The sequence below is a fragment of the Enterobacter cloacae complex sp. P29RS genome, from assembly GCF_014893445.1.
GTDB lineage: Bacteria > Pseudomonadota > Gammaproteobacteria > Enterobacterales > Enterobacteriaceae > Enterobacter > Enterobacter intestinihominis.
Genome location: NZ_JADBPZ010000014.1, coordinates 37,519 through 63,825, shown reverse-complemented (window position 1 = coordinate 63,825; position 26,307 = coordinate 37,519). Strand labels below are relative to the sequence as shown.

The window sequence follows — 26,307 nt, the reverse complement described above, 5'->3', positions numbered from 1 at the left end:
TCCTCTTTGTCTTGCCGATGCTAAACCATTGCACCGACACGTAATTGCTGTAACAGGCGCTCCACGGGAGCCGCCAGCCCGACTGATGGCGGTTGCGCTAAGTTATACCAGAGAGCGGTGCCTTCATCCATGCAGGAGGTGAATGAGGACACGGGAAGCCACATAGGCACAATATCCAGATGGAAATGGCTGAAGGTATGACGGAACGCGTTGAGTTGCGTCACGGTATCGGCCGCAATGCCGCGCTGTTCAAGCCATGCCCGAAGCGAAGCTTCATCCTCAAACTGTGGGAAGCAGTATAGACCACCCCACAGACCACTCGGCGGGCGCTGGGCGAGAAACACCTCGTCGCCATGCTGCATCAGCAGCATGTACCCGGTGCGTTCAGGCAGCGTCTGCTTCGGTTTTTTCCCCGGATACTGCGCCCAGGAGTGGTTCGCATAGGCCACGCAGAGGTTATTTACCGGGCAGAGTTCGCACTTCGGTTTTGAACGGGTGCAGACCATCGCGCCCAGATCCATCATCGCCTGGTTAAAACGCTCCACCCCTTTCGCCGGAGTGACCGCTTCACTGATCTCCCACAGGCGCTTCTCAACCTCTTTCTTGCCCGGCCAGCCTTCTACGGCGTAGCAGCGTGCCAGCACGCGCTTGACGTTGCCGTCGAGAATAGGGAAATGCTTGCCTAAAGACAGGGAAAGGATTGCGCCTGCGGTTGAACGCCCGACGCCGGGCAAATCCGCCACCTCGTCAAAGGTCTCCGGGAATTTACCGTTGTGGCGGGTGGCGACCTGCTGTGCGGCTTTGTGCAGGTTGCGCGCGCGGGCGTAATAGCCGAGGCCTGTCCACAGGTGCAGTACCTCGTCTAACGGCGCGTTGGCCAGATCGGTGATTGTCGGGAAGCGCGCCATAAAACGCTCGAAATAAGGAATGACCGTCGCGACCTGCGTTTGTTGCAACATCACCTCGGAGAGCCATACTTTGTAAGGCGTTTTTTCAATTTGCCAGGGCAGGGTTTTACGCCCGTATTTGTCGTACCAGTCCAGCACCTGGGCTGAAAATTGAGAGGCTTGCATGGTCATCGATTCGCTTAATCAGGGAGGCAGATTGCAGCACAGCGTCAATCTGCTGTAAACCGGATCTTTCCCATGCTTGCATAGAAGCCTTAACTTTGGATAATGCCCGTTTCCCGTACACTCTCACAAGCAGACAACTCTTTTATGAAAAACGACGTCATTTCACCGGAATTTGATGAAAACGGTCGCCCGCTGCGCCGTATTCGCAGCTTTGTCCGCCGTCAGGGCCGCCTGACAAAAGGGCAGCAACACGCGCTGGACAACTACTGGCCGGTGATGGGCGTTGAGTTCAGCGAGCAGCCGCTCGACTTTACCGAGCTGTTTGGCCGCGATGCGCCAGTGACGCTGGAGATCGGTTTTGGCATGGGCACCTCGCTGGTCACTATGGCGAAAGCGCGACCGGAGCAAAACTTCCTCGGTATTGAAGTGCACTCGCCAGGCGTCGGTGCGTGTCTGGCAACGGCCCATGAAGAGGGCGTTGAGAACCTGCGCGTTATGTGTCACGACGCGGTGGAAGTGCTGCACAAAATGATTCCTGACAATTCTTTGAACATGGTTCAGCTCTTTTTCCCTGACCCGTGGCACAAAGCGCGTCATAATAAACGCCGTATCGTTCAGGCACCGTTTGCCGAGCTGGTGAAAAGTAAGCTTAAGCTGGGCGGCGTCTTCCACATGGCGACCGACTGGGAACCTTATGCGGAACACATGCTGGAAGTGATGTCGTCGCTGGACGGGTATAAAAACCAGTCTGAAAGCAACGACTACGTACCGCGTCCGGATTCACGTCCGGTGACAAAATTTGAACAGCGTGGCCATCGTCTTGGTCACGGCGTATGGGACTTAATGTTCGAGAGGGTGAAATAATGGCAAAGAATCGTAGCCGTCGTCTGCGTAAAAAGATGCACATCGAAGAATTCCAGGAAGTGGGTTTCTCCGTTGCCTGGCGTTTCCCGGAAGGCACCAGCGTTGAGCAGATCGATCAGGACGTTGATGCGTTCATCAACGAGGTGATCGAACCCAACAAGCTGGCCTTCGACGGTAGCGGCTATCTGGCGTGGGAAGGTCTGATTTGCACCCAGGAAGTGGGGAAATGCACCGAAGAACATCAGGCGCTGGTACGCAAATGGCTTGAAGACCACAAACTGGAAGATGTCCGCGTCAGCGAACTTTTCGACGTTTGGTGGGACTAATAAAGCAAGAACGGGGCCAGCATTAGCTGGCCCATTTTGTCTGAGGGAGTGTTGAAGATGCGTAAAACGTTGCTGGCGGTTGCTTTACTGGCAATCGGAACCACCGCCCATGCGGAGTATAAATGTAGCGTCACCCCGCGTGACGACGTGGTATTAAGCCCGCAAACCGTGCAGGTTAAGGGCGAGAATGGCAATCTGGTGATCACGCCGGATGGCAACGTGACGTTTAACGGCAAACAGCAAAACCTGACGGCCGCCCAGCGCGAGCAGGCGATGGACTACCAGGCCGAGTTGCGTACCGCGCTGCCATGGATAAACGATGGCGCGCTGACCCGCGTTGAGAAGGGCCGCGTGGCGCTGGATAAAATCATCACCAAAGAGGTGGGGGAGAGCAGCAATATGCGCACCCGCCTGACGAAGCTGGATAAACAGCTGAAAGAACAGATGAACCGCATTATTGAGACGCGCTCTGATGGCCTGACATTCCACTATAAGGCGATCGATCAGGTGCGAGCCGACGGTCAGCAGCTGGTGAACCAGGCGATGGGCGGCATTCTCCAGGACAGCATCAACGAGATGGGCGCCAAAGCGGTGCTGAAAGGCGGCGGTAATCCGTTGCAGGGTGTACTGGGTAGCCTGGGCGGACTGCAAACCTCGATTCAGAACGAGTGGAAGAATCAGGAAGCCGATTTCCAGCAGTTCGGCAAAGACGTGTGTAAACGCGTGGTGTCCCTGGAAGACAGCCGGAAGGCGCTGGTGGGGACGCTGAAGTAACGCCTCTGCGCGTAGGGCCCCTCACCCCGGCCCTCTCCCCAGGGGAGAGGGAGTAACCAGTTCCCTCTCCCTGTGGGAGAGGGTTAGGGTGAGGGCATCAGGCATTGCAATCGTTGCAGAATAGCCATCAGCATCTCCTCCTCATTAGCCCTGAATTCATGATTCCAGAACCGTACGACTTCCCAGCCGTTCGCATTCAAAAACTCGGTGCGACGAGAGTCATAGGCCTCTTTATCCTGATGTTGCCCCCCGTCCAGCTCAACAATCAGTTTCGCCTTAAAGCAGGCAAAATCCACGATGTACGGCCCAACCGGCATCTGTCGGCGAAACTTATACCCAAAGAAGCGGCGACCTCTGAGCAGATACCAGAGGCGTAATTCTTCGGGTGTCATTTGTTTGCGGAGTTGTTTTGATTTTTCCATCCCCACACTCTGCCAGCCTTTCCCTCAACCAGCAGAACGGGATGTAAAATCCTGAATCAGCCTTCAGGATTTTCAGCGAGAAACAGCTCAAGAAGGGAGTTTAGGAACAGCTTACCGTGCTCGGTGATCTGCCAGTACTCATTACACTCGGTCAGATACCCCTGCGCCAACGCCTCGTCAATCTGCGGACGAATCACCGACTCTGACAACCCGGTGTAGAGCGCAAACTCCGCGCGCGGTGCGGCTTCCAGCAGACGGAAGCGGTTCATAAAGAACTCAAACGGCTTATCCACCGCCTCGACGTCATGCTGACGCTCCAGGTAGCGGCCTTCCATAAACCCGCGCGGATGACGCGTTTTTGCAGTACGCAGAATGCGCCCGTCCGGGAAGGTCACTTTGCCGTGTGCCCCGCAGCCAATCCCCAGATAATCACCAAAGCGCCAGTAGTTCAGGTTGTGCTGACACTGATAGCCCGGCTTCGCATACGCCGAGGTTTCGTATTGCTGATACCCCGCCGCGGTCAAAAGCTGGTGGCCCTGCTCGAAGATATCCCACAGCGCGTCATCGTCCGGCAGCACCGGAGGACGGGAACCAAACAGGGTGTTCGGTTCAATGGTCAACTGATACCACGACAGATGCGGCGGGTTCAGTTCAATTGCCTGACGCAAATCGTCCAGCGCTTCTTCCAGCGACTGATCCGGCAGGCCGTGCATCAAATCGAGGTTAAAACTGCGCAGCCCAAGCCCCGTTGCCAGGTTTGCCGCGCGCTTTGCCTCTTCCGGGCCGTGAATGCGCCCCAGGCGCTTCAGCTTTGGCTCGCTAAAGCTCTGCACGCCGATGGAGATACGGTTCACGCCCGCGCGCTGATACTCGACAAAACGGTCGGCCTCAACGGTGCCCGGGTTGGCTTCCATCGTAATTTCAGCATCCGCTGCCAGGTTCAGGCGCACACGCACGCCGTCCAGCAGCGTCTGCATCGCCGGGCCTGAAAGCAGGCTCGGCGTACCGCCACCAATAAAAATGGTCTTCACTTCACGTCCCTGTGCGTACGGTACATCGGCATCCAGATCGGCCAGCAGATGCGCGACGTAATCATCGTGCGGCACTTCGCCCTTCAGCGCGTGCGAGTTGAAATCGCAGTACGGGCATTTCTGCACGCACCATGGGATGTGAATATAAAGACTTAGAGGCGGCAAATTAGCCATTACGCAGTGCTTCCAGTAACAGTTTCAGTGCGCGTCCACGGTGGGAGATCGCGCTTTTCTCTTCGCGGGTGAGTTCCGCAGCGGTTTTGCCCTCGGTCGGGACAAAGAAAATCGGGTCGTAACCAAAGCCGCCGTTGCCCGCCGCTTCACGGGTGATCACGCCCGGCCAGCTGCCGTGACAGACAATCGGCGTGGGATCTTCCGCGTGACGCATGTAGACCAGCACGCAGTGGAACTGCGCGGTACGCTGTTCGTCAGGGACGTCGTTCAGGGCCACAAGCAGCTTTTCCAGGTTCTGCTGGTCGGTGGCGTCCACCCCGGAATAGCGGGCGGAGTAAATCCCCGGCGCACCGCCCAGAAAATCCACGGCCAGACCGGAGTCATCGGCAATCGCGGGCAGCCCGGTGATCTGCGCCGCATGGCGCGCTTTCAGAATGGCGTTTTCGATAAACGTCAGGCCGGTTTCTTCGGCGGAGTCCACGCCCAGCTCGGTCTGAGCCACCACGTTCAGCCCAAAATCATGTAATAGCGAGGCCAGCTCGCGCACTTTACCGGCGTTACCGGTGGCGAGAACAACTTTCTGCATGGTTTAGTCCTGTTTTGTCAGAGCCGCGACTTCCGTCGGGATAGATTGCGGGTTAAGGATTTTTACCTGTTTATGCCGGCCAAGTTCACCTTTCTCAATGATGACCTGGCTTTTAGCGACGCGAAACTGTTTTGCCAGATATTTGGTCAGATGCGCATTCGCCTGGCCGTCAACGGGCGGGGCAGTGATGGCGACTTTTAGCTCGTCGCCATGCAGCCCAACAATGCTGTCGCGGCTGGCTTTCGGCTGAATGTACAGCCGTAAAACCAGCCCGTCGGCGCAGGGGCTAACTGCACTCATAACGCCATCCACAGCCCCGGCAGCAGCATATTACCCGTCGCCTGTAACAGTTCCGCGATACCCATATTCAGCACGTACAGCAGCAAAACGAGAAGCATCGGGGAGAAGTCGATTCCGCCCATCGCAGGCAGCAGGCTACGGATCGGACGCAGCAATGGTTCAGTCAGCTGAATCAACGCGTACTCCACCGGGCTACGGCCCCGGCTTACCCAGCTCATAATCGCCATCACCAGCAGGACCCAGAAGATCAGCGAGCCGACGGTTTTAACCAGGATCAGAACGGCTGAAATCCAGATAATCGGCTGGAAAGTGATGACCATAAACAGCACGATCGCTTTGATAACGCTCAGAATAAACGCCATCAGCAGAGATGAACTGTCAATCGGCCCCATTGCCGGAATGATGCGGCGAAGCGGCCCCACAATGGGCTGCGTGATTTTCACGATAAATTGTGAGAATGGATTGTAAAAATCACAACGGGCCCACTGCATCCAGACGCGCAGTAGCAGCGCCATCGTATACAGTTCAATGACCGTTGAAAGCAGGAAAGTCAACGTCTTCATGGCGTTCCTCAGGTTTCCTTATTATTGGGTGTAATCGCGCGCACCGAAAATTGCTGTGCCGATGCGCACCATGGTGCTGCCTGCCGCGATGGCGGCTTCCATATCGTCCGACATGCCCAGAGAAAGCGTGTCTACCGTGTCATAGCGCGCTTTAAGCGCCTCAAATGCTACAGCCATTTGCTGTGCTACGGCAAACTGCCTTTCATAACTTGACTCTGGTGCCGGAATGGCCATCAGTCCGCGCAGGGTTAAGCGCGGCAGCGCCGCCACGTCCGCCGCCAGCGCATCCAGTTCGCTCAGCGTAATGCCGGACTTGCTGTTTTCATCACTGATGTTGATTTGAATCAGCACGTTAAGCGCTGGCATCTCCATAGGGCGCTGGTCGCTCAAACGGGTAGCGATACGCAGACGATCGATGGTGTGACACCAGTCGAAGTGCTCTGCTACCAGACGGCTTTTGTTCGACTGTAGCGGACCGATAAAGTGCCACTGCAGGTCTGTATTTCCCCGCTCCCGGAAAGCGCGAATCTTATCTACGCCTTCCTGCACATAGTTTTCACCAAAGGCACGATGACCGGCGGCTATCGCTTCTGCGATGGCGCTCGCAGGCTTGGTCTTGCTGACTGCAAGCAACGTAATTTCTTCTGAAGCACGGCCGCAACGCGTTGCCGCGGCTGAGATTTTGTCCCGGACCTGTGCCAGGTTATGCGCAATGTCGTTCATTTTCCGAGGAGTTGTCTATGGATGTGGAAGAAATTGTGGCCCTTAGTGTAAAGCATAACGTCTCCGATCTACACCTGTGCAGTGATTCACCACCGCGCTGGCGCAGGTCAGGCCGTCTTGAACCTGCGCCGTTTCCGCCCCCCGATGTGGAGGCGTTATTAAAAGCGTGGCTCAACGACGAGCAGCAGGGTGCCTGGTGGGCAAACGGGCAGGTAGATTTTGCCGTTACCCTCACAGACGGTCAGCGGCTGCGCGGCAGTGCGTTTAAGCATATGCACGGCGTTTCGATCGCGCTACGCCTGTTGCCGCTGACGTGTCCGCAGCTCTCTGCGCTAGGCGTGCCGCGCGCGATCCCGGAGCTTTTGTCCAATGACAATGGCCTGATTCTGGTCACCGGCGCCACCGGCAGCGGGAAATCGACCACCCTGGCCGCGATGGTCGATTTTCTCAATCACCATACGGACGGGCACATTCTGACCCTGGAAGATCCGGTGGAGTTTATGTACCAGAGTGAACGTTGCCTCATCCGGCAGCGGGAGATAGGCCAGCATAGCCCGTCCTTTGCCGAGGCCCTGCGCAGTGCGCTGCGTGAAGATCCGGATGTGATTCTGCTTGGTGAGCTGCGCGACAGCGAGACGATACGCCTGGCGCTGACGGCGGCTGAGACTGGCCATCTGGTGTTGGCCACGCTGCACACGCGCGGTGCGGCGCAGGCGATCGAGCGCCTGGTCGATACCTTCCCGGCGCAGGAGAAAGATCCGGTTCGTAATCAGCTGGCGGGAAGCCTGCGTGCGGTACTGGCGCAGAAGCTGCGTCAGGATGTCCAGGGCGGGCGCGTGGCGCTGTATGAGCTACTGGTGAATACGTCGGCGGCGGCAAACCTGATCCGCGAAGGCAAAACCTGGCAACTGCCGGGCATTATTCAAACGGGGCAGCAGGCGGGGATGCAGAACTTTGAGCAGAGTCTGGCGGAGCGACGGGCGCAGGGGCGGCTGTAGGCCCCGGCGCTCAGTAACCCTGTTCGAAATAGCTTTCGAGGATAATGACGGCTGAAGCTGAATCCACGCTGCCTTTGTTCAACGCCCGGAAGCCACCGTGCTCGAACAGGCCAGCGCGTGCCTCGACGGTGCTCAAACGTTCATCGTGCAGCTTAACGGAGACACCAAAGCGGCCATGAATTTTGTTCGCGAACTTGCGCGCGCGGGCGGTAAGCGGCTGCTCGGTGCCGTCCATGTTCAGCGGCAGACCGACAATCACGTCGTCCGGCTGCCACTCTTTGAGCAAGCGCTCAATAAGGTTCCAGTCCGGCGTGCCGTCGTTAGCTTTCAGCGCCGTGAGCGGGCGGGCGGTGCCGGTGATCCGTTGACCCACAGCGACGCCGATGCTTTTGGTGCCGAAGTCAAAGGCGAGAAGGGTGCCGCTCATTACGCGTGCCCCGCAACGCCAGGCATGGTCAGAATATCAATGCCAATCAGTTTTGCCGCGTCACGCCAGCGATCGGCGATAGGGGTTTTAAACAGGATATTCATATCCGCAGGGGCCGTCAGCCAGGCGTTGTCCAGAATTTCTTGTTCCAGCTGCCCTTTTTCCCAGGAGGCGTAACCGAGCGCAACCAACACCTCAGAAGGCTGATTTGCCGTGCCCAGTGTTTCGAGCACATCGCGAGAGGTGGTGACGACGGTGTTATCGGAGATACGAATGCTGGACGAGAAAACCGGCGGGGTATGCAGGATAAAGCCACGATCTTCTGCAAGCGGTCCGCCGAGCATCACCGGTTTATCAAGACGGATTTCCGGCAGCCGCGCTTCAGCAGGGATTTTCAGCTTGTCCAGAATGCCTTCGACCTGAAGGTTTTCCAGCGGCTTATTGATGATAATCCCCATTGCGCCGTCTTCGTTGTATTCGCAAATATAGACCACGGCGCGGCGGAAAATCGGATCCTGGAGAGCAGGCATGGCAATAAGAAAGTGATGCTGTAAATTCATTGTCAGAGGTACTGTTTCCTGGTTTAAAAAGCGACAGCGCCCAGTATGGGGATAAACACAGGCGCTGTCACAGGTTATTTCTGTAAACGTTTTTCGATAGCGTCCATCAGCATTCCGGTGATCGAGATCGGGAATTCCGCTTCGATCTCACGAATGCAGGTCGGGCTGGTGACGTTCACTTCGGTCAGACGATCGCCGATAATATCGAGGCCAACGAAGATCAGGCCTTTGGCTTTCAGCGTAGGGCCGACACGGCGGGCAATTTCCCAGTCGCTTTCGCTTAACGGACGCGGTTCGCCACGACCTCCGGCCGCCAGGTTGCCACGGGTTTCACCACCCTGCGGGATACGCGCCAGGCAGTAAGGCACCGGCTCGCCGTCTACAACCAGCACACGCTTGTCGCCGTCTTTAATGGCCGGCAGATAGTTTTGCGCCATGCAGTAGCGGGTCCCCAGCTCGGTCAGCGTTTCGGCAATCACGCCAATGTTCGGGTCGCCCTCTTTCACGCGGAAGATCGATGCGCCGCCCATGCCGTCCAGCGGCTTCATGATGATGTCGCCGTGCTTCTGCCAGAATTCTTTCAGCTGCGTTTTGCTGCGGGTGACCAGCGTTTCCGGCGTCAGGTCAGAGAACCATGCGGTATAGAGCTTCTCGTTGCAGTCGCGCAGGCTCTGCGGCTTGTTGACGATCAGCGTGCCTTTCTCTTCGGCACGCTCAAGGATATAGGTGGAGTAAATGTATTCGGTGTCGAACGGCGGATCTTTACGCATCAGGATGACGTTAAGGTCGGCCAGGGCAATATCCTGCTCGGTGCCGAATTCGTACCATTTTTCGTAGTTCTGCTCGACGTTAACGATGCGGGTACGTGCGCGGGCTTCACCGTTGATCAGGTACAGATCGTTCATCTCCATATAGTGGAGTTCATAGCCGCGACGCTGCGCTTCCAGCAGCATAGCGAAGCTGGAATCTTTCTTAATGTTAATGTTTGCGATGGGGTCCATCACGATGCCGAGCTTAATCATGTTCTTCTCCGGTTATGGGTCAGGCTTTGCTTCAACCCAGATCGCCAAATCGCACCTGTAGGGCGGTAATGGCGGTGAGTGCCGTTGTCTCAGTGCGCAGAACGCGAGGTCCCAACAGAATATCAGTAAACTGGTAACGCGCCGTCATGGCGATTTCGTCAGCCGACAGGCCGCCTTCCGGGCCAATCAGCAGGCGTACGCGCTCAACGGGCAGCGGCAGCGTATTGATGCTGGCGCTGGCGCGCGGATGAAGATTAAGCTTAAGCCCGCTTTCCTCTTCTGCACACCAGTCCTCCAGATCCATCGCCGGGCGGATCTCCGGGATGCGGTTGCGGCCACTCTGTTCACAGGCTGCAATGGCAATTTTCTGCCACTGCTGGATCTTTTTGTTCAGACGTTCCGCATCCAGTTTAACGCCGCAGCGCTCAGAAAAAAGTGGCGTAATGAGGCTTACACCCAGTTCAATGGATTTCTGAATGGTGAACTCCATCTTTTCCCCGCGCGACATCACCTGGCCAAGGTGAATGTGCAGCGGGGATTCCCGGTCGTCCACGTCGCCACGCAGCACCTTCGCGTGCACGCTTTTTTTATCGGCGCGCGTAATTTCAGCGTCAAAAATCTGATTAGAGCCGTCAAAGAGCTGAATCGCCTGTCCTGCGCCCATGCGCAGCACGCGGCCTACGTGGTTTGCGGCATCATCAGACAGGGCGATTTCGCCGCCTGGGGTAATCAGTTCAGGGTGATAGATGCGAGGGATGCGCATAGTCAGAAATTCCATGTGTCATGCGATATAAGCGAATTGCCGTAGTGTAGGTTAGCTCTTTTGCGCCTGGCAAGCCCGCTGGACGTAAGGGTTGTGATTCCCCTGGACTTTGGCGATACGTTCGTCGCGCTGGCATTCCCAGTCCGTCACCGGGTAGAGCTTGTCCCAGGCATTGAAGAGCTGCGTCTGCTGGCGGGAAAGGTTGAGATCGTAGCGGTCGCGCATATAGAAGTAAGTGCGGGCGATGCTGCCGCGCGCGCGGGCAGGCGGTTCGGCGAGTTTCTCTTTGAAATCGACCTTCATGGCGCACTGACCGTACTGGCCTTCGCCACCGTTCCACTGGCTGTACATGAAGTTTCCGCGGTCGCCATTGACTTCACCCACGGCGGGTTGCAGGTTGTGCATATCGCTTTCCATCTGGCGGTAGACCGGATCTTTTGCGCAATTTTTACGTCCACCGTCCTGCCAGCACTGGCGCTGGTGGCCAAACTGCCAGGCCGGAACAACGTGTTCCCATTCGATTCGGCTGGCGCGGTTCTCGTTCTTGCGCACCTTATAGCCGCAGGATCCCAGATCCACGACCCCTTTCTTACCCTGCCAGTTAATTTTACAGCCGCAGTAGAAATCACCCGGTACGTCGGCGTTAATCTTTACGCCTGCGGTTTTTGCCTGTGAGAAACTGTGAATACCGTCGGCCAGAGCATGGCCGGAGAGCGCCGCCGCCAGAAAAGCGACTGCGAGAGAAACATTACGGGACATCTTACACTCCGTGTCAAAACGAGCCCGCAACGTAACGAATGTTGTTCCCATATGCAATCAGTCAGATCAGGAAAGTTCCTGAAAGTTCGAGTGATTATTCCGCAACCAGCGGTTCGCCGCATTTAACGCAGCGATAGGTCGCCTCGCCGCGCACCACGCGGTTATGGCGGCGGACGGTAAGCTGGTGCTGCTGACACTGGCAGCGGTAGGGGAAGGTATTGCGGCGTACCGATTCCAGCTCGAACTGATGGGTGCGGCGAGCCGGAACGCCGAGCACCGCCTCCATCATCCATTTCCACTCTTTGCCGTGCGGCGCGACGCGGCCAAAGTGTTTCCACACCAGAAGGTGGGCCAGCTCGTGCGGCACCACTTCTTCGATAAACGCCTGCTGATTTTCCATCATCAGCACCGGATTCAGGCGGATCTCATACGATTCCAGCCAGGCGGTGCCTGCCGCGGTGCCACGCTGCTGATAGACCAGCTTCGGTTCAGGATAATTGCGGCCGAGCTTCAGGTTGGCCTGGGCGAGTTTTTCCCGCAGGCTGCGCATGACGGCTTGCTGAATGGCGATGGGGAGACGGGGAGCTTTCATAGGGGCAGAGCATAAAGCGGGAAGCGGGGAGGCGCAAGAGGCGCCTCCCGCAGGAGGATCAGTCGTGTGCGCCGATTTCGCGCAGAGGACGACCTTTCATCAGGTTACGTTCAATGTGTTCCAGTGAAACATGTTTGGTTTCAGGAACCAGCCAGATAGTGAGAACGATAAAGAACAGGTTCAGACCGGCGTAGACCCAGAAGGTATTGGCGTTACCCAGGGTATTGAGCATGGTCAGGAAAGTTGCGCCGACGATCATGTTGGCAATCCAGTTGGTTGCGGTAGAACAGGTGATACCAAAATCACGCCCTTTCAGCGGCTGGATCTCAGAGCACAGCACCCAAATCAGCGGACCGGCGCTCATCGCAAACCCAATGATAAACATCAGCAGCATCGCCACGGCGAAGTACTGTGCCGTTGGGGAATGAATGCCCATGTGCATCATGGTACCCAGCACGCCCATCCCGACGGCCATCACCAGGAAGCCCAGCGTCAGGGTTGGTTTACGCCCCCAGCGGTCCACCAGACCGATAGCGATAAAGGTCGCCAGCACGTTGGTCAGCCCGACGATCACGGTGCCCCACATCTGTTCGGTGGTGTTGGTGTAGCCCGCCAGTTCGAAGATTTTCGGCGCGTAATACATGATGACGTTCATCCCGGTGAACTGTTGCATGATCTGTAACAGCACACCGAGGAACACCGCGCGGCGGAAGTTGCTGTTCTCTTTGAACAGCGCCCAGCCGGACTGTTTGACCTTCAGGCTTTCGCGGATCTCTTCCAGCTCGTTTTTGGCTTCGGCGCTGGTATCACGCAGGCGTAAGAGCACGCGTTCGGCATCGTGGAAGCGGCGTTTGGCGGCGAACCAGCGCGGGCTGTCCGGCAGGAAGAAGACACCAATCAGCAGCAGAATGGCCGGAATGATGATGACGCCCAGCATCCAGCGCCATGCGCCGCTGTAGCTGAAGGCGGTATCGGAAAGATAAGCCCCCAGAATACCGATGGTGATCATCAGCTGGTACATGGAAATCATGCTGCCGCGGATTTTTTCCGGTGCGATTTCAGACAGGTACAGCGGGGCAGTATAAGACGCCACGCCCACTGCCAGACCGAGCAGCACGCGGGAGAGGATCAGTACTTCAACGTTAGGCGCAGCGGCAGAGAACAGTGAGCCGGCAACGAACAGGATCGCACCGATCATCAGGCTCTTTTTACGCCCGAGCTTAAAGGAGAGCCAGCCGCTGCCGACCGCGCCGACGGCGGCACCGAACATCATGGAGCTGACCACCCATTCCTGAGTGTGTGCGCTAATCTGGAACTCATCGGTGATGAAAGGTAATGCACCGGCAATTACGCCAATATCCAGGCCAAAGAGTAATCCTGCCAGAGCGGCGAGGAAGCAGACGAAGAACGTCATTGCCTTATTGGACGTACGCCCCTGTTTATTATTGTCAGGCATTATGCCCTCCAGTTGGGTTATCAGTTTTTACGATATTAAGAGTAGGTGAGCGGCTCATAAAAATATGTGAGTCAAATCACAACGGTGTAATCGGTTACACTAGTTTGTAACCGTAAAAATAATTAAAGCTTTGAAAATATAGAGGTAAATTAATTGATATGCATCGCGTTTGCACAAATTTCAGACTTAACTGAAAGGGAATGTAACAGCAGAAGAAATGCGATCATGCAAAGAGAATATTCTGAAAGCGGGGTATAGAGAGTGAGGTGTAAACGGTTCCAAACATTGCCGGGTGGCGGCTGCGCCTTACCCGGCCTACAAAAATTCACTACCCGTAGGTCGGGTAAGGCATAGCCGCCACCCGACATAAAAAAGGCCAGCACAAAGGCTGGCCTGTTTAAGCTGCTGGCAGTCGATTATTTCAGACCGGCAGCATCACGCAGCAGGGCGGCTTTGTCGGTTTTTTCCCAAGGGAAATGTTCGCGACCAAAGTGACCGTACGCTGCGGTTTCCTGGTAGATTGGGTGCAGCAGATCCAGCATCTGAATCAGACCGTATGGACGCAGGTCGAAGAACTCACGCACCAGCAGGGTCAGCTGTTCAGAAGGCACTTTTTCAGTACCGAAGGTTTCCACCATGATGGAGGTTGGCTCAGCCACGCCGATGGCGTAGGAAACCTGAATTTCACAGCGGTCAGCCAGGCCCGCAGCAACGATGTTTTTCGCCACATAACGTGCAGCGTACGCCGCAGAACGGTCCACCTTAGACGGGTCTTTACCGGAGAACGCGCCGCCACCGTGGCGCGCCATGCCGCCGTAGGTATCTACGATGATTTTACGACCGGTCAGACCGCAGTCACCCATTGGGCCGCCGATAACGAAGCGTCCGGTTGGGTTGATGAAGAATTTGGTCGCAGAGCTCAGCCATTCAGTTGGCAGAACCGGCTTGATGATCTCTTCCATCACCGCTTCCTGCAGGGATTTCTGGTCAATATCTTCAGCATGCTGCGTGGAAAGAACCACGGCATCAATGCCGACGATTTTCCCGTCGTCATACTGGAAGGTCACCTGGCTTTTCGCATCCGGACGGAGCCACGGCAGGGTGCCGTTTTTACGCACTTCAGCCTGACGCTGCACCAGACGGTGTGCGTAAGTCACCGGCGCTGGCATCAGCACGTCGGTTTCGTTGGTCGCGTAGCCGAACATCAGGCCCTGGTCGCCCGCGCCCTGTTCCAGCGGATCGGCACGGTCAACGCCCTGGTTGATGTCCGGGGACTGTTTGCCGATAGCGCTCAGTACGGCGCAGGAGTTGGCATCAAAGCCCATATCAGAATGTACATAACCGATCTCACGCACCGTGTTACGGGTGATCTCTTCGATATCAACCCATGCGCTGGTGGTGATCTCACCGCCAACCAGAACCATGCCGGTTTTGACATAGGTTTCACACGCTACGCGCGCCTTTGGATCCTGCGCGAGGATCGCATCCAGCACCGCATCGGAGATTTGGTCAGCAATTTTATCAGGATGTCCTTCTGATACGGACTCGGACGTAAACAGGTGTTTTGCCATGTTTTATTTCACCTAAAAGGAATTTGGTTAGCTCGAACTGCTGTGTGGAATAGCCAAAGGAGATAATTCTACCAAGGCCTGCAGGATTTTGACACTGGCAGTCTGAGTGTTAATCGGTATGGATGGATTAACATCTGGACGTCTATTTTAGGTCACTTCTTCACCCGATTTCCAGTTTTTTTTGACTCACCTCTCACTGCGTTGAAAACACGGCTGGAAATTTTTCCTGACGGCGCTGGCAACCTGCGCATTTTTGTTTTGCTTTTTAGCGACCTTCTCGGTATAAAACGCGGCGCGCGGCTCATATAAAATAAGCGCTCGATGAACACATCGTGTCGCCACTTCCAGCCGGGTTAAGCAGTGAACTTTTAGCTTTGGCTTGTGGTCCGTTTCAGCAGAGGCGGCCGTGGAGGTGATACGAGATAATGAACCATTGTTTTCCGCTCATTCAGCGCAGTCGTTCTGGCGCGCATTTGATTCCCACCCGCACTTCTGGTCTAAACACCTGCCGATGTTATACCCATCTCGGTGCTTCTCAGGATTCCAGAGCCGGTCACGCTTTGTGAAAACTGAACAAGGGCGCTCTTGTTAATACAGGAGTTTTCTCGTGGTTTCGCCGAACCTTGTCATACAGAGTTCGGATACGTGTTTTACAATGATATGAATAAGAAACCGGTCGCACGGTCTGGATTTCAGCATACTCTGCTGGGAAATGGAGCCGTTAATGGGTTGTTATCGCCGTATAACGCTGCGATAGTAGTCAACTGTTTTACACTTAATACAAAGAGTTGAGGTTCGCTATGTCTGACGACATGTCTTCGCTTTCGCCTTCGTCAGCAGGCGAACAGGGTGTACTACGTTCTATGCAGGAGGTTGCGATGAGCTCCCAGGAAGCCAGCAAGATGCTGCGCACTTACAATATTGCCTGGTGGGGCAATAACTACTACGACGTTAACGAGCTGGGCCACATCAGTGTCTGCCCGGATCCGGACGTCCCGGAAGCGCGCGTGGATCTCGCTAAGCTGGTGAAAGCCCGTGAAGCCCAGGGTCAGCGCTTGCCTGCACTGTTCTGCTTCCCGCAGATCCTGCAACATCGCCTGCGTTCTATTAACGCCGCGTTCAAACGCGCGCGGGAATCGTATGGTTATAACGGCGACTATTTCCTTGTTTACCCGATCAAGGTAAACCAGCACCGTCGCGTGATTGAGTCCCTGATCCACTCCGGCGAACCGCTGGGCCTGGAAGCTGGCTCCAAAGCGGAGCTGATGGCGGTTCTGGCGCACGCGGGCATGACCCGGTCGGTGATCGTCTGTAACGGCTATAAAGACCGCGAATACATTCGTCTGGCGCTGATTGGCGAGAAGATGGGCCACAAGGTCTATCTGGTGATCGAGAAGATGACCGAAATCGCGATCGTGCTGGAAGAGGCCGAGCGTCTGAACGTGATCCCACGCCTTGGCGTGCGTGCGCGACTGGCGTCGCAGGGTTCCGGTAAATGGCAGTCTTCCGGCGGTGAAAAATCCAAGTTCGGCCTCGCGGCGAACCAGGTGCTTCAGCTGGTGGAAATACTGCGCGAGCGCGGTCGTCTGGACAGCATTCAGCTGCTGCACTTCCACCTTGGCTCGCAGATGGCCAACATTCGCGACATCGCCACCGGCGTGCGTGAATCGGCACGTTTCTACGTTGAGCTGCACAAGCTTGGCGTAAATATTCAGTGCTTTGACGTGGGCGGTGGCCTGGGCGTGGATTACGAAGGGACACGCTCGCAGTCTGACTGCTCGGTCAACTACGGCCTGAACGAATACGCCAACAACATTATCTGGGCGATTGGCGATGCCTGCGAAGAGCACGGCCTGCCGCACCCGACGGTGATCACCGAATCCGGCCGCGCGGTCACTGCGCACCATACGGTGCTGGTCTCTAACATCATCGGCGTTGAGCGCAGCGAAATCACTGAAGCCACGCCTCCGGCAGACGATGCTCCACGTTCCCTGCAAAGCATGTGGGAAACCTGGCAGGAGATGCACGAGCCGGGCACGCGTCGTTCTCTGCGCGAATGGCTGCACGACAGCCAGATGGATCTGCACGACATTCACGTCGGTTATTCTTCAGGCACCTTTAGCCTGCAGGAACGCGCGTGGGCGGAGCAGCTCTATCTGAACATGTGCCATGAAGTGCAGAAGCAGCTCGATCCGAGCAACCGCGCACACCGTCCGATTATCGACGAGTTGCAGGAACGTATGGCGGACAAAATGTACGTCAACTTCTCCCTGTTCCAGTCGATGCCGGATGCCTGGGGTATCGACCAGCTGTTCCCGGTTCTGCCGCTGGAAGGGTTGAATCATGCGCCGGAACGCCGCGCGGTGCTGCTGGACATTACCTGTGACTCAGACGGCGCGATTGACCACTACGTCGACGGTGACGGTATCGCAACGACCATGCCAATGCCGGAGTACGATCCGGAGAACCCGCCAATGCTGGGCTTCTTTATGGTGGGTGCGTATCAGGAGATCCTCGGCAACATGCACAACCTGTTCGGTGATACCGAAGCGGTTGACGTGTTTGTCTTCCCTGACGGCAGCGTGGAGGTTGAGCTGTCCGACGAAGGGGACACCGTGGCGGATATGCTCGAATACGTTCAGCTGGATCCGAAAAAACTGCTCACCCAGTTCCGCGATCAGGTCAAAAACACCGGTCTGGACGATGCCTTGCAGCAGCAGTTCCTGGAAGAGTTTGAAGCGGGTCTGTACGGGTATACGTATCTGGAAGACGAGTAGTAAAACCTCCCTCTCCCGGTGGGAGAGGGTTGGGGTGAGGGCATCAGACCGCACGATGCCCTATACTCACTTGAACCCGTATGAATTAACGGCGATAATTCGCCCCACTATGCGATTTACGAATCAATCCCTTCCTCGTCGGGTTTAACGACGCGGAGGGGATTTTTTTTCATCTGTTTTTAATGTATCGACTTTATAAGAGGTCAGGACATGAGCACTTTAGGTCATCAGTACGATAATTCTCTGGTATCTAACGCGTTTGGTTTTTTACGCCTTCCGATGAACTTCCAGCCTTACGACAGCGATGCTGACTGGGTGATCACCGGCGTACCGTTCGACATGGCAACGTCCGGTCGTGCGGGTGGACGTCATGGCCCGGCGGCAATCCGTCAGGTTTCCACCAACCTGGCCTGGGAGCACAACCGCTTCCCGTGGAACTTCGACATGCGCGAGCGCCTGAACGTGGTGGACTGCGGTGATCTGGTGTACGCCTTCGGTGACGCGCGCGAAATGAGCGAAAAATTGCAGGCGCACGCCGAGAAGCTGCTGGCGGCCGGTAAACGCATGCTCTCCTTCGGCGGTGACCACTTCGTGACCCTGCCGCTGCTGCGCGCCCACGCGAAGCACTTCGGTAAAATGGCGCTGGTGCACTTTGACGCGCATACCGACACCTACGCGAACGGCTGCGAATTCGACCACGGCACCATGTTCTACACCGCGCCGAAAGAAGGCCTGATCGATCCGAACCACTCCGTGCAGATCGGCATCCGCACCGAGTTCGACAAAGACAACGGCTTCACCGTACTCGACGCGGGCCAGGTGAACGATCGCGGCGTGGACGATATTCTGGCTCAGGTTAAGCAGATCGTCGGCGATATGCCTGTCTACCTGACCTTCGACATCGACTGCCTGGATCCGGCATTCGCACCGGGTACCGGTACGCCGGTGATCGGCGGCCTGACGTCAGACCGCGCCATCAAGCTGGTGCGCGGCCTGAAGGATCTGAACATTGTCGGGATGGACGTGGTGGAAGTGGCTCCGGCCTATGACCAGTCCGAGATCACCGCGCTGGCCGCGGCGACCCTGGCGCTGGAAATGCTCTACATCCAGGCAGCGAAAAAAGGCGAATAAGCCTTACGCGCTTATTGCTGCTGCGCGCCGCATGCGCAGCAGCAACATTCCCCAGGCCAGCGTGAAGGTGTAGACAAACCCCGGTTATTTCGCGGGCGATGACCATTCCCGTCAGCGAGCCTAACAAAGGCGAAACCGCGCAGACCGCGGCCCAAAGCGCAATGCTGCTTAATAATCCCTGCCGATAATGAAGTTTGCTTTCAATAACCGACGTTAATAATAGAGCGGAAAAACCATAACCCAGAAGAAAGCAGGTCATGAGTAGACCCTGTAACATTCTGTTTTCATTTAACTGAAAATGTTCGGCAAATTCCGGGTTTAAAATCATTACCGAGATATTTACCCGATCGACGTACGAAATAATAATGAGTAATAAAAGCGCAATCGTGCCTTGCCATCCTGCCGTCATCATGTCCGCCTTACGTTTTTTGTAACTTATATTTTTCATCAATGTGATTGTCACGGAGCTAAAATGGTTCACCTGTGAAACTCATTGTTTATTAAAGATAAATTAAAAATGAGTTTCACCGGTGAAACGCGAAAGAGGTGACGTTAATTTATTTTTAAAGAGTAAAAAGAAAGGAAGTCAATATCTTTTATTCAAAATAAGAGACCATTAAAAAAACGTATTTCTCACGCTGTAATAATGAAAATTTCATATCGCTGCATTTTTTCGTGATCCCTTGCACACTTAGTTAATTAATTGCCGATCGATTAACAAATTCGTCACATTGTCGCTTGACGAAACATTCATCGCTTTTATATTGACCGTATTAAATAAGAAACAGAGTTTCATATATGAAACAAAAGCCTGGAGGATCGTGATGAGCTGGATAGGCGTATGTGACGCAGAACAAGTACAGGAAGATTTCCCTTTTAGCGGCAACGTCGACGGGAAAGAGATCGGCGTTTACCTGATCGACGGTGAATATTACGCGCTGGAAGACGTATGCCCCCACGCCTATGCCCTGCTGAGTCAGGGCTTCGTAGAAGACGGCAAGGTGGAATGCCCGCTGCACGAGGCGGTGTTCGACGTCAAAACCGGCCAGTGTCTGCACGGCCCCGGAGGACGCAACCTCAACCGTTACCCGGTTCGGGTCTTTGAAAACCAGATTCAGATTACCTTTGTTGAGGAGACCGTGGCATGAGCGACACGCTGAACTACAACCCGGCGCTGCCGGAAAGCCGCCAGTTTACCCCGCCGGCAGAGGGCGGTAATGGCGCCATTCACAAGCCGGGCGAGTACCAGAACCTGATCTGGCAGACCCGCAGCCGCGAGCCGGAAAGCTGGGAGGTGAAGCTGATTGCGACGCTGGAAGAGCTCTTCGAACAGGGCGTTGAAACCCTGCCGGAGCTGGTAAACGGGCTGAACGCGGTGCGCATGCACGACCAGCAGGGTGAGCCGTGGAGCGACGCCAGCTTCCAGGCATTCTTACAGGTTAACGGCTACTGAGGGCAACGCGATGACGACGACCGTACAACACTATCTGGATAAAGGCCTGCGCGGCCTCTGGTATCCGGTGCTGGCGAGCTGGGAAGTGCAGTCTGCTCCTGTGGGCATCACCCGCCTGGGCGAGCAGATTGTGGTCTGGCGCAACAAAGACGGCCAGGTGCAGGCGCTGGAGGACCGCTGTCCGCACCGCGGCGCGCGCCTGTCGATGGGCTGGAACCTCGGCGACCGCATCGCCTGCTGGTATCACGGCGTAGAGGTGGCGGGCAACGGCGAGGTGAAAGACGTGCCCGCTGTGGATAAATGTCCGCTGGTCGGCCAGCAGTGCGTGCGCAGCTATAACGTGCAGGAGGCGCACGGCGCCATCTTCCTCTGGTTTGGCGTCACCGCGGATCAGCAGCCGGACGAACTGACCTTCCCGGATGAACTCGCCGACACGGACAGCTTCAGCAACTTCCTCTGCACCGCCGCGTGGAAATGCAATTACCAGTACGCGCTGGAAAACGTGATGGACCCGATGCACGGCACCTATCTGCACTCCTCCTCGCACTCGATGGCGGAAGGGGATCGCAAGGCCGACATGGTGCTCCAGCCGACCAAAACCGGCTTTATCTTTGAGAAGAAAGGGCAGAGCGGCGTCAACTTCGACTGGGTGGAGCTGGGCAACAGCGGCACCTGCTGGATGCGTCTCTCCATTCCGTACAAGAAGCGTTTCGGGCCGGGCGGCCACTTCTTTATCGTCGGCATGGTGGTGCCGGAAGATAACGACAACTGCCGCGTCTTCTTCTGGCGCATTCGCCGGGTGCAGGGCTGGCAGCGCGATATGTGGCGCTTCATGTACCGCAACCGGCTGGAAAAACTGCACTGGGAAGTGCTGGAGCAGGACCGCGTGGTGCTGGAGAGCCTGGCGCCAAACGCCCGCGATCATGAATACCTGTATCAGCACGACGTTGGCCTCTCGCGCCTGCGCCGCATGATGCATAAGGCCGCCAAAGAGCAACTGGCGATGCGTGAAGCACAGCAGGGGGCCGCCTGATGAACGGGCTGCTGAGCGGCAAGCGCATCGTCATAACCGGCGCCGCGCGCGGGCTGGGCTACCACTTTTCCCAGGCCTGCGCGGAGCAGGGCGCGGCGGTGGTGATGTGCGACATCCTTAAAGGCGAACTGGCCGAGAGCGCCCACCGGCTGAGCGAGCGGGGATATGCGATCGAATCGCACGTTATCGATCTGGCCGATCCGCAGTCCATTGAGCAGGTGTTCAGCGCGATTGGCGAGCAGGGGCAGATTGACGGTCTGGTGAACAACGCGGCGATGGCGACGGGCGTCGGCGGCAAAAATATGCTCGATTACGATCCGGATCTCTGGGATCGGGTGATGAGCGTCAACGTCAAAGGCACCTGGCTGGTAACGCGCGCCGCCGTACCGCTGCTACGCGAGGGGGCGGGCATCGTGAACGTCGCGTCCGACACCGCACTGTGGGGCGCGCCGCGCCTGATGGCCTACGTCGCCAGCAAGGGCGCCGTGATTGCCATGACCCGCTCAATGGCGCGCGAACTGGGTGAAAAGCGTATACGCATTAACGCCATCGCGCCGGGGCTAACCCGCGTCGAGGCGACGGAATATGTCCCCGCCGAACGGCATCAACTCTACGAAAACGGCCGCGCGTTAACCGGGGCACAGCAGCCGGAAGACGTCACCGGCAGCGTGGTCTGGCTGTTAAGCGATCTGTCGCGGTTCATCACCGGACAGCTGATCCCGGTCAACGGCGGTTTTGTCTTTAACTAAGGTAGGGCGATGATGGCAAACGATCAGGAAGTGAAGTATCTGGTGCCGGGGCTGGAGCGCGGTTTACAGCTGCTGTTGGCCTTTGGCGAGCAGCATCGCGATCTGACCTTTGCCGAACTGCATCGGCTGGTGGATATGCCGAAGGCCACCGCCTATCGCGTGGTACAGACGCTGGAGTACATGGGATTTCTGGAGCGCAACACGCGCACCAATACCTTTTCGCTGGGCATGAACGTGCTGCGTCTTGGCTTTGAGTACATCGCCTCGCTGGACGTGGCGCAGGTCGGCCAGCCGGTGATCGAGCAATTGCGCGACGTGAGCCAGTGCAGCAGCCATCTGGCGATCCGCGACGGGCGCGACATTATCTATATCGCCCGCGTCAGCGCCGCCGGGTCGCGTATCAACCAGGTCAGCATTGGTACCCGTCTGCCGGTGCACTGCACCTCGCTGGGCCGCATGCTGTTGACCGATATTTCCCGCGCTGATTTCGAACAGCTGTTCCCGCATGAGCGCCTGCCGGGCAACACGCCGGGGCAGCTTCACGACCGCGAAGCCCTGTGGCAGATGGTGCAGCAGGACAAAGCCCGCGGGTATGTCATCGGCGAATCCTTCTTCCGCCACGGCATCTCTTCCATCGTCTACCCGGTGTATGACCGAAGCGGCCGCGTGGCGGCGGTGGTCAGCATTCTGGTGCCGTCGGAGGAGATCCCACAGAGCGACCGCGAGCGCCTGCAAAACGAGGTTCGCCTCGCGGCGGATAAAATTTCTGGCTTCTTAGGGTATCTGTCACAGGCCAGTTAAATCAGTGAGTTAACGTCAGGCGCTTGACTGCGTCGGGCATGTTTTACGCCCAATCTGGGCCAGATGAGGCAACGAACGATGAGTATAACCGGAATTGAAAAGCTGGAATTTGGTGTGGAAGACCTGACGCACTGCGCCAAATTTATGCGTGATTTTGGCCTGACGGGCGATGCCAGCGGCCAGCGTTTCACCACCCTGAGCGGCGCGCGCGTGGAGCTTAACCCGATCGACAGCCCCGACCTGCCGCCCGCGTTTGAAGCGGGTAACACTCTGCGCCGCATGACCTGGGCGGTTGCCAGCCAGTATGAGCTGGATGCGCTGCGCCCGAAGCTGGCGCAACAGCCAGGTTTTCGTGAAGTGGGCGACGCGCTGGAATGCCTGGATCCGAACGGCATGACGCTGCGCGTGCAGGTGACCCAGCAGACCGACGTGGAGCTTAACGTCGAGCCAATAAACCAGTGGGGCGACGCCCGCCGTATCGACACGCCCAGCCCGGTTTACGATCGCGCCCAGCCGATCAACGTGGGGCATGTGGTGTTCTTCGTGGAAGAGCTGGCGGCAGTGGAGAAATTCTACCGCGAGGTGCTCGGCTTCCAGGTCTCGGATCGCTATATCAACCGCGCCGTGTTCCTGCGCTGCGGGGCGCGTGGCGGCCATCACAACCTGTTCCTGCTGCAACTGCCGAACCGCAAGCGCGGCCTTAACCACGTGGCCTTCACCGTGCGCGACATCCACGAGGTGATCGGCGGCGGTATCGCGATGAATAAACATGACTGGAGCACCTTTATCGGGCCGGGCCGTCATCCGGTGTCGTCGGCGTACTTCTGGTACGTCAACAGCCCGACCGGCGGCGCGTTTGAGTATTACACCAACGACGACTACCTGACCGAAAACTGGCAGCCGCGCGAGCTGGAGCACTCCCTGGTCTCCTTTACCGAATGGGCGGTGGAGGGCGGGATTGACCACGACACGCGCCGTCAGCAGAAAAAGCCGGAGGCGGTATGACATCGCGCATTGTCATTATCGGCGGCGGCCAGGCGGGCGGCTGGGCGGCGAAAACCCTGCGTGACGAGGGCTTCGACGGCGAGATTTGCGTGGTGGCGGAAGAGGAATGGGATTTCTACGAGCGGCCGCCGCTGTCAAAAGCGTCTCTGCTGGAGCCGGACTCCGCGCTTCCGCGGCTGTTTAGCGAAGAAGCGCAGCAGGCACTGAACCTGATCTGGTACCGCCCGCTGCGTGCTGAATCAGTCGATCGTGAAGAGAAAATCGTGCGTTTAAGCAACGGCGAATGTCTTAGTTACAACATCCTTTTAATCGCTACCGGCGGTCGGGCGCGCCTGCCTTCGCAGGCGTGGGCCAGCCATCCGCAGGTCTACACCCTGCGCCACTGGCAGGACGCGCAGCGTCTGAAGGCGCGTCTGGCGGAAAGTCACAAACTGGCGATTATCGGCGGCGGCTGGATTGGCCTTGAGATTGCCGCTTCCGCGCGGAAAAGCGGCGTGGCGGTCACCCTGTTCGAGCAGCAGCCTGCGGTGTGCATGCGCTCGGTGAGCAGCGAGGTGTCCCAGCGCCTGGAGGCCATCCACCGCGAGCAGGGGGTGGAGATCCGTACCGGTTGCGGCGCGCTGGAGCTGGAGGACGACGGCGGACTGCCGGTTATCCACTGCGACGGCAACCGTGAAACCTTTGATGCGGTCGTGGTCGGGATCGGCGTCGATCTCAATCTGGAGCTGGCGCTTGATGTGGGGCTGAAAACCGGGCGCGGGATCGTGGTGGATGCCCAGGGACGCACCTCGGATCCATTCATCTTTGCCGCTGGCGATGTGGCCCAGCACCATCACTACGGCCTGTGCATCCAGTCCTGGGCCTTCGCCCAGAATCAGGCGGTGGCGACGGCGAAAGCGATGCTCAACCCCGATGCGCCAGGTTATGACGACGCGCCGTGGCTGTGGTCGGATCAATATCAGCACAATATTCAGATCCTCGGTATTCCGCAGCCGGAGAGTAAAACGATAGTGCGTGAAGATGCGCTGTTCTTCTCGCTGGATGAAAACGGGCGGCTGACGCAGCTGGTGGCGTTCAACGATGCGCGCACCGTCAAGCTGGCGAAGCGCTGGATGGCGGCGGGGCGGGATCTGTCGAACGTACCGCTTGCCGACCCGACATTTTCACTGATGTCACTGCGATAGCTAACCCGCACCCGTAGGGGGAGAGATGACCACACTAGAGACGAACACCGCGCCGGTTGAGGCGAGCGGTGAGGGGACCCGCACGCCCGAAAAAGCGGTGCGCTGGGCCATCCCGCTGTCGCTGCTGGCCTGCGTGCTGCTGGCGTTTTTCGACAAAATCAGCATCGCGGCGCTCTTTTCGGATACCCATTTCCAGCAGGCGATGGGCATTGATTTCGACACCACGCGCCTCGGCATATTGATGAGCGCCTTCCTGCTGAGCTACGGCTTTTCGTCGGTATTTTTGAGCGGTTTAGGCGACAAAATTGCGCCGCTGCGCCTGCTCACCGGGATGATGGCTGTGTGGTGCGTGCTGATGGTGGCGATGGGCTTTACCCATAACTACACACTGATGATCGTCCTGCGCATCCTGCTGGGCGTGGCGGAAGGGCCGCTGTTCCCGCTGGCTTTCGCCATCGTGCGCCACAACTTCCCGCAGCATCTGCAGGCGCGCGCCACCATGCTGTGGCTGCTGGGCACACCGGTAGGGGCGGCAATTGGCTTCCCGCTCTCCCTCTGGCTGCTGAACACCTTCGGCTGGCAGAGCACCTTCTTTGTCATGGCCATGCTTACCGTGCCGGTGCTTATCTTTGTACGCATCGGCCTGCGCGGGATCCGTCTGGAGGCTAAACCCGGCACTTCGCAGGCGTCACAGGACGAGCGGCGTGCCGCGCGGCGCGAGCTGTTCGTCAGCCCGCACTTCTGGATCATCTGCATCTTTAACATCGCGTTCCTGACCTACCTGTGGGGCATCAACGGCTGGCTGCCGGGCTACCTGATCAAAGGCAAAGGCATTCACCTTGAGCATGCTGGCTGGCTGTCGTCGATGCCGTTCATCGCCATGCTGGCGGCGGTGATGCACCTCGATACCCCGCTCGCCGTCATCGCGGCGATGAGCTTCAGCACCTTTATGTGGGGCACCGGCGCGCCCAACATTTTCGCCCTGCTGGCGAAGGCCACCCATCCCCGGGTGAGCGCCACGGCGGGCGGCATTTTCAACGGGCTGGGAAACTTTGCAGGCGCGCTGTCGCCGGCGGTGATGGGCGCGCTTATCGCCTTCACCCACAGCATGGATTCCGGGCTGATTTTTCTGGCGGTGATGGCGGCGGTGGGCTGCGTCCTGTTACTGCCGCTGCTGAGACGTTACTGAG

30 protein-coding genes and 1 pseudogene are annotated in these 26,307 nt (G+C 57.3%); 15 read left to right on the top strand and 16 right to left on the bottom strand.

Annotation, left to right across the window (positions count from 1 at the left end; genetic code table 11):
• Positions 1-20 precede the first annotated feature (20 nt).
• Complete coding sequence (mutY, locus tag IM282_RS12365) at positions 21-1,073, bottom strand: A/G-specific adenine glycosylase (RefSeq protein WP_192970443.1); 1,053 nt, start codon at positions 1,071-1,073, stop codon at positions 21-23.
• Positions 1,074-1,217: 144 nt separating this feature from the next.
• Here mutY and trmB point away from each other — a divergent pair, with 144 nt between their 5' ends.
• The 3 genes from trmB to IM282_RS12350 are packed head-to-tail and all read left to right on the top strand — an operon-like array spanning position 1,218 to position 3,037.
• Positions 1,218-1,937, top strand: a complete 720-nt coding sequence (gene trmB, locus IM282_RS12360) for a tRNA (guanosine(46)-N7)-methyltransferase TrmB (protein WP_022649361.1) — start codon at positions 1,218-1,220, stop codon at positions 1,935-1,937.
• Positions 1,937-2,263 (top strand): YggL family protein, encoded by a 327-nt coding sequence (locus tag IM282_RS12355; protein WP_003862421.1) that lies wholly within the window; start codon positions 1,937-1,939, stop codon positions 2,261-2,263. Before trmB ends, IM282_RS12355 begins: the two co-directional genes overlap by 1 nt.
• A 57-nt stretch (positions 2,264-2,320) precedes the next feature.
• A complete protein-coding gene (locus tag IM282_RS12350; RefSeq protein WP_022649360.1) occupies positions 2,321-3,037 on the top strand; it encodes a DUF2884 domain-containing protein in 717 nt (238 codons plus the stop codon).
• A gap of 83 nt (positions 3,038-3,120) precedes the next feature.
• Here IM282_RS12350 and IM282_RS12345 read toward each other — a convergent pair whose 3' ends face one another.
• Genes IM282_RS12345 through IM282_RS12320 form a run of 6 tightly spaced genes read right to left on the bottom strand, consistent with a single transcriptional unit; the run spans position 3,121 to position 6,836 of the window.
• Positions 3,121-3,459, bottom strand: coding sequence for an endonuclease domain-containing protein (locus IM282_RS12345; protein WP_023298571.1), 339 nt, complete (start codon positions 3,457-3,459; stop codon positions 3,121-3,123).
• Between the two features lie 56 nt (positions 3,460-3,515).
• Entirely contained in the window at positions 3,516-4,664 is a 1,149-nt protein-coding gene (hemW, locus tag IM282_RS12340; RefSeq protein ID WP_192970442.1) for a radical SAM family heme chaperone HemW, read from the bottom strand.
• Positions 4,657-5,250, bottom strand: coding sequence for an XTP/dITP diphosphatase (locus IM282_RS12335; protein WP_192970441.1), 594 nt, complete (start codon positions 5,248-5,250; stop codon positions 4,657-4,659). Before IM282_RS12335 ends, hemW begins: the two co-directional genes overlap by 8 nt.
• A 3-nt stretch (positions 5,251-5,253) precedes the next feature.
• Positions 5,254-5,550, bottom strand: coding sequence for a DUF167 family protein YggU (gene yggU, locus IM282_RS12330; protein ID WP_022649356.1), 297 nt, complete (start codon positions 5,548-5,550; stop codon positions 5,254-5,256).
• Positions 5,547-6,113: a YggT family protein gene (locus tag IM282_RS12325; RefSeq protein WP_003860024.1), complete on the bottom strand. Its 567-nt coding sequence runs from the start codon at positions 6,111-6,113 to the stop codon at positions 5,547-5,549. Before IM282_RS12325 ends, yggU begins: the two co-directional genes overlap by 4 nt.
• Positions 6,114-6,134: 21 nt before the next feature.
• Positions 6,135-6,836, bottom strand: coding sequence for a YggS family pyridoxal phosphate-dependent enzyme (locus IM282_RS12320; RefSeq protein ID WP_023298569.1), 702 nt, complete (start codon positions 6,834-6,836; stop codon positions 6,135-6,137).
• A 17-nt stretch (positions 6,837-6,853) separates the two neighbouring features.
• Here IM282_RS12320 and IM282_RS12315 point away from each other — a divergent pair, with 17 nt between their 5' ends.
• Positions 6,854-7,834, top strand: coding sequence for a type IV pilus twitching motility protein PilT (locus tag IM282_RS12315; protein ID WP_192970440.1), 981 nt, complete (start codon positions 6,854-6,856; stop codon positions 7,832-7,834).
• A gap of 10 nt (positions 7,835-7,844) precedes the next feature.
• Here the strand turns inward: IM282_RS12315 and ruvX are convergent, their stop codons facing one another.
• The 8 genes from ruvX to metK all read right to left on the bottom strand — a co-directional run bounded on the left by ruvX (position 7,845) and on the right by metK (position 14,984).
• Positions 7,845-8,261, bottom strand: coding sequence for a Holliday junction resolvase RuvX (ruvX, locus tag IM282_RS12310; RefSeq protein WP_006811925.1), 417 nt, complete (start codon positions 8,259-8,261; stop codon positions 7,845-7,847).
• Positions 8,261-8,821, bottom strand: a complete 561-nt coding sequence (locus tag IM282_RS12305; RefSeq protein WP_022649353.1) for a YqgE/AlgH family protein — start codon at positions 8,819-8,821, stop codon at positions 8,261-8,263. Before IM282_RS12305 ends, ruvX begins: the two co-directional genes overlap by 1 nt.
• A gap of 74 nt (positions 8,822-8,895) precedes the next feature.
• Entirely contained in the window at positions 8,896-9,843 is a 948-nt protein-coding gene (gene gshB, locus IM282_RS12300; protein WP_003860032.1) for a glutathione synthase, read from the bottom strand.
• 31 nt (positions 9,844-9,874) lie between these two features.
• A complete protein-coding gene (rsmE, locus tag IM282_RS12295) occupies positions 9,875-10,606 on the bottom strand; it encodes a 16S rRNA (uracil(1498)-N(3))-methyltransferase (RefSeq protein WP_192970439.1) in 732 nt (243 codons plus the stop codon).
• Between the two features lie 51 nt (positions 10,607-10,657).
• On the bottom strand, positions 10,658-11,365 hold the full coding sequence (endA, locus tag IM282_RS12290) for a deoxyribonuclease I (protein WP_023306912.1): 708 nt from the start codon (positions 11,363-11,365) through the stop codon (positions 10,658-10,660).
• A gap of 94 nt (positions 11,366-11,459) precedes the next feature.
• Positions 11,460-11,957, bottom strand: a complete 498-nt coding sequence (locus tag IM282_RS12285) for a SprT family zinc-dependent metalloprotease (RefSeq protein WP_003860035.1) — start codon at positions 11,955-11,957, stop codon at positions 11,460-11,462.
• 58 nt (positions 11,958-12,015) lie between these two features.
• Positions 12,016-13,413, bottom strand: coding sequence for a galactose/proton symporter (gene galP, locus IM282_RS12280; protein WP_023298566.1), 1,398 nt, complete (start codon positions 13,411-13,413; stop codon positions 12,016-12,018).
• Positions 13,414-13,829: 416 nt separating this feature from the next.
• The gene (gene metK, locus IM282_RS12275; RefSeq protein WP_022649349.1) at positions 13,830-14,984 is read right to left on the bottom strand and encodes a methionine adenosyltransferase; all 1,155 of its coding nucleotides are present in this window, start codon (positions 14,982-14,984) and stop codon (positions 13,830-13,832) included.
• 660 nt (positions 14,985-15,644) lie between these two features.
• Here metK and yqgB point away from each other — a divergent pair.
• The 3 genes from yqgB to speB all read left to right on the top strand — a co-directional run bounded on the left by yqgB (position 15,645) and on the right by speB (position 18,892).
• The gene (gene yqgB, locus IM282_RS12265) at positions 15,645-15,776 is read left to right on the top strand and encodes an acid stress response protein YqgB (protein WP_057979949.1); all 132 of its coding nucleotides are present in this window, start codon (positions 15,645-15,647) and stop codon (positions 15,774-15,776) included.
• A gap of 8 nt (positions 15,777-15,784) precedes the next feature.
• A complete protein-coding gene (speA, locus tag IM282_RS12260; RefSeq protein ID WP_022649348.1) occupies positions 15,785-17,761 on the top strand; it encodes a biosynthetic arginine decarboxylase in 1,977 nt (658 codons plus the stop codon).
• A gap of 210 nt (positions 17,762-17,971) precedes the next feature.
• Entirely contained in the window at positions 17,972-18,892 is a 921-nt protein-coding gene (gene speB / locus IM282_RS12255; RefSeq protein WP_017382921.1) for an agmatinase, read from the top strand.
• A 76-nt stretch (positions 18,893-18,968) separates the two neighbouring features.
• Here speB and IM282_RS12250 read toward each other — a convergent pair.
• Positions 18,969-19,301: pseudogene (locus IM282_RS12250) on the bottom strand (MFS transporter); the annotation flags it as partial.
• A 415-nt stretch (positions 19,302-19,716) separates the two neighbouring features.
• Between IM282_RS12250 and IM282_RS12245 the strand changes: the two are divergent.
• The 8 genes from IM282_RS12245 to IM282_RS12210 all read left to right on the top strand — a co-directional run bounded on the left by IM282_RS12245 (position 19,717) and on the right by IM282_RS12210 (position 26,306).
• Entirely contained in the window at positions 19,717-20,040 is a 324-nt protein-coding gene (locus IM282_RS12245) for a non-heme iron oxygenase ferredoxin subunit (protein ID WP_003860044.1), read from the top strand.
• The gene (locus IM282_RS12240; RefSeq protein WP_022649346.1) at positions 20,037-20,345 is read left to right on the top strand and encodes a recombinase-like helix-turn-helix domain-containing protein; all 309 of its coding nucleotides are present in this window, start codon (positions 20,037-20,039) and stop codon (positions 20,343-20,345) included. Before IM282_RS12245 ends, IM282_RS12240 begins: the two co-directional genes overlap by 4 nt.
• 10 nt (positions 20,346-20,355) lie before the next feature.
• Complete coding sequence (locus tag IM282_RS12235) at positions 20,356-21,378, top strand: aromatic ring-hydroxylating dioxygenase subunit alpha (RefSeq protein ID WP_192970438.1); 1,023 nt, start codon at positions 20,356-20,358, stop codon at positions 21,376-21,378.
• The gene (locus IM282_RS12230) at positions 21,378-22,127 is read left to right on the top strand and encodes an SDR family oxidoreductase (protein WP_023306909.1); all 750 of its coding nucleotides are present in this window, start codon (positions 21,378-21,380) and stop codon (positions 22,125-22,127) included. The genes IM282_RS12235 and IM282_RS12230 overlap by 1 nt, the downstream gene beginning before the upstream one ends.
• A gap of 12 nt (positions 22,128-22,139) precedes the next feature.
• The gene (locus tag IM282_RS12225; RefSeq protein WP_003860053.1) at positions 22,140-22,928 is read left to right on the top strand and encodes an IclR family transcriptional regulator; all 789 of its coding nucleotides are present in this window, start codon (positions 22,140-22,142) and stop codon (positions 22,926-22,928) included.
• A 78-nt stretch (positions 22,929-23,006) separates the two neighbouring features.
• Positions 23,007-23,933, top strand: coding sequence for a VOC family protein (locus IM282_RS12220; protein WP_192970437.1), 927 nt, complete (start codon positions 23,007-23,009; stop codon positions 23,931-23,933).
• Entirely contained in the window at positions 23,930-25,117 is a 1,188-nt protein-coding gene (locus tag IM282_RS12215) for an NAD(P)/FAD-dependent oxidoreductase (protein ID WP_192970436.1), read from the top strand. The genes IM282_RS12220 and IM282_RS12215 overlap by 4 nt, the downstream gene beginning before the upstream one ends.
• A 25-nt stretch (positions 25,118-25,142) precedes the next feature.
• A complete protein-coding gene (locus IM282_RS12210) occupies positions 25,143-26,306 on the top strand; it encodes an MFS transporter (protein WP_108458248.1) in 1,164 nt (387 codons plus the stop codon).
• The last annotated feature ends 1 nt before the right edge of the window (position 26,307 follow it).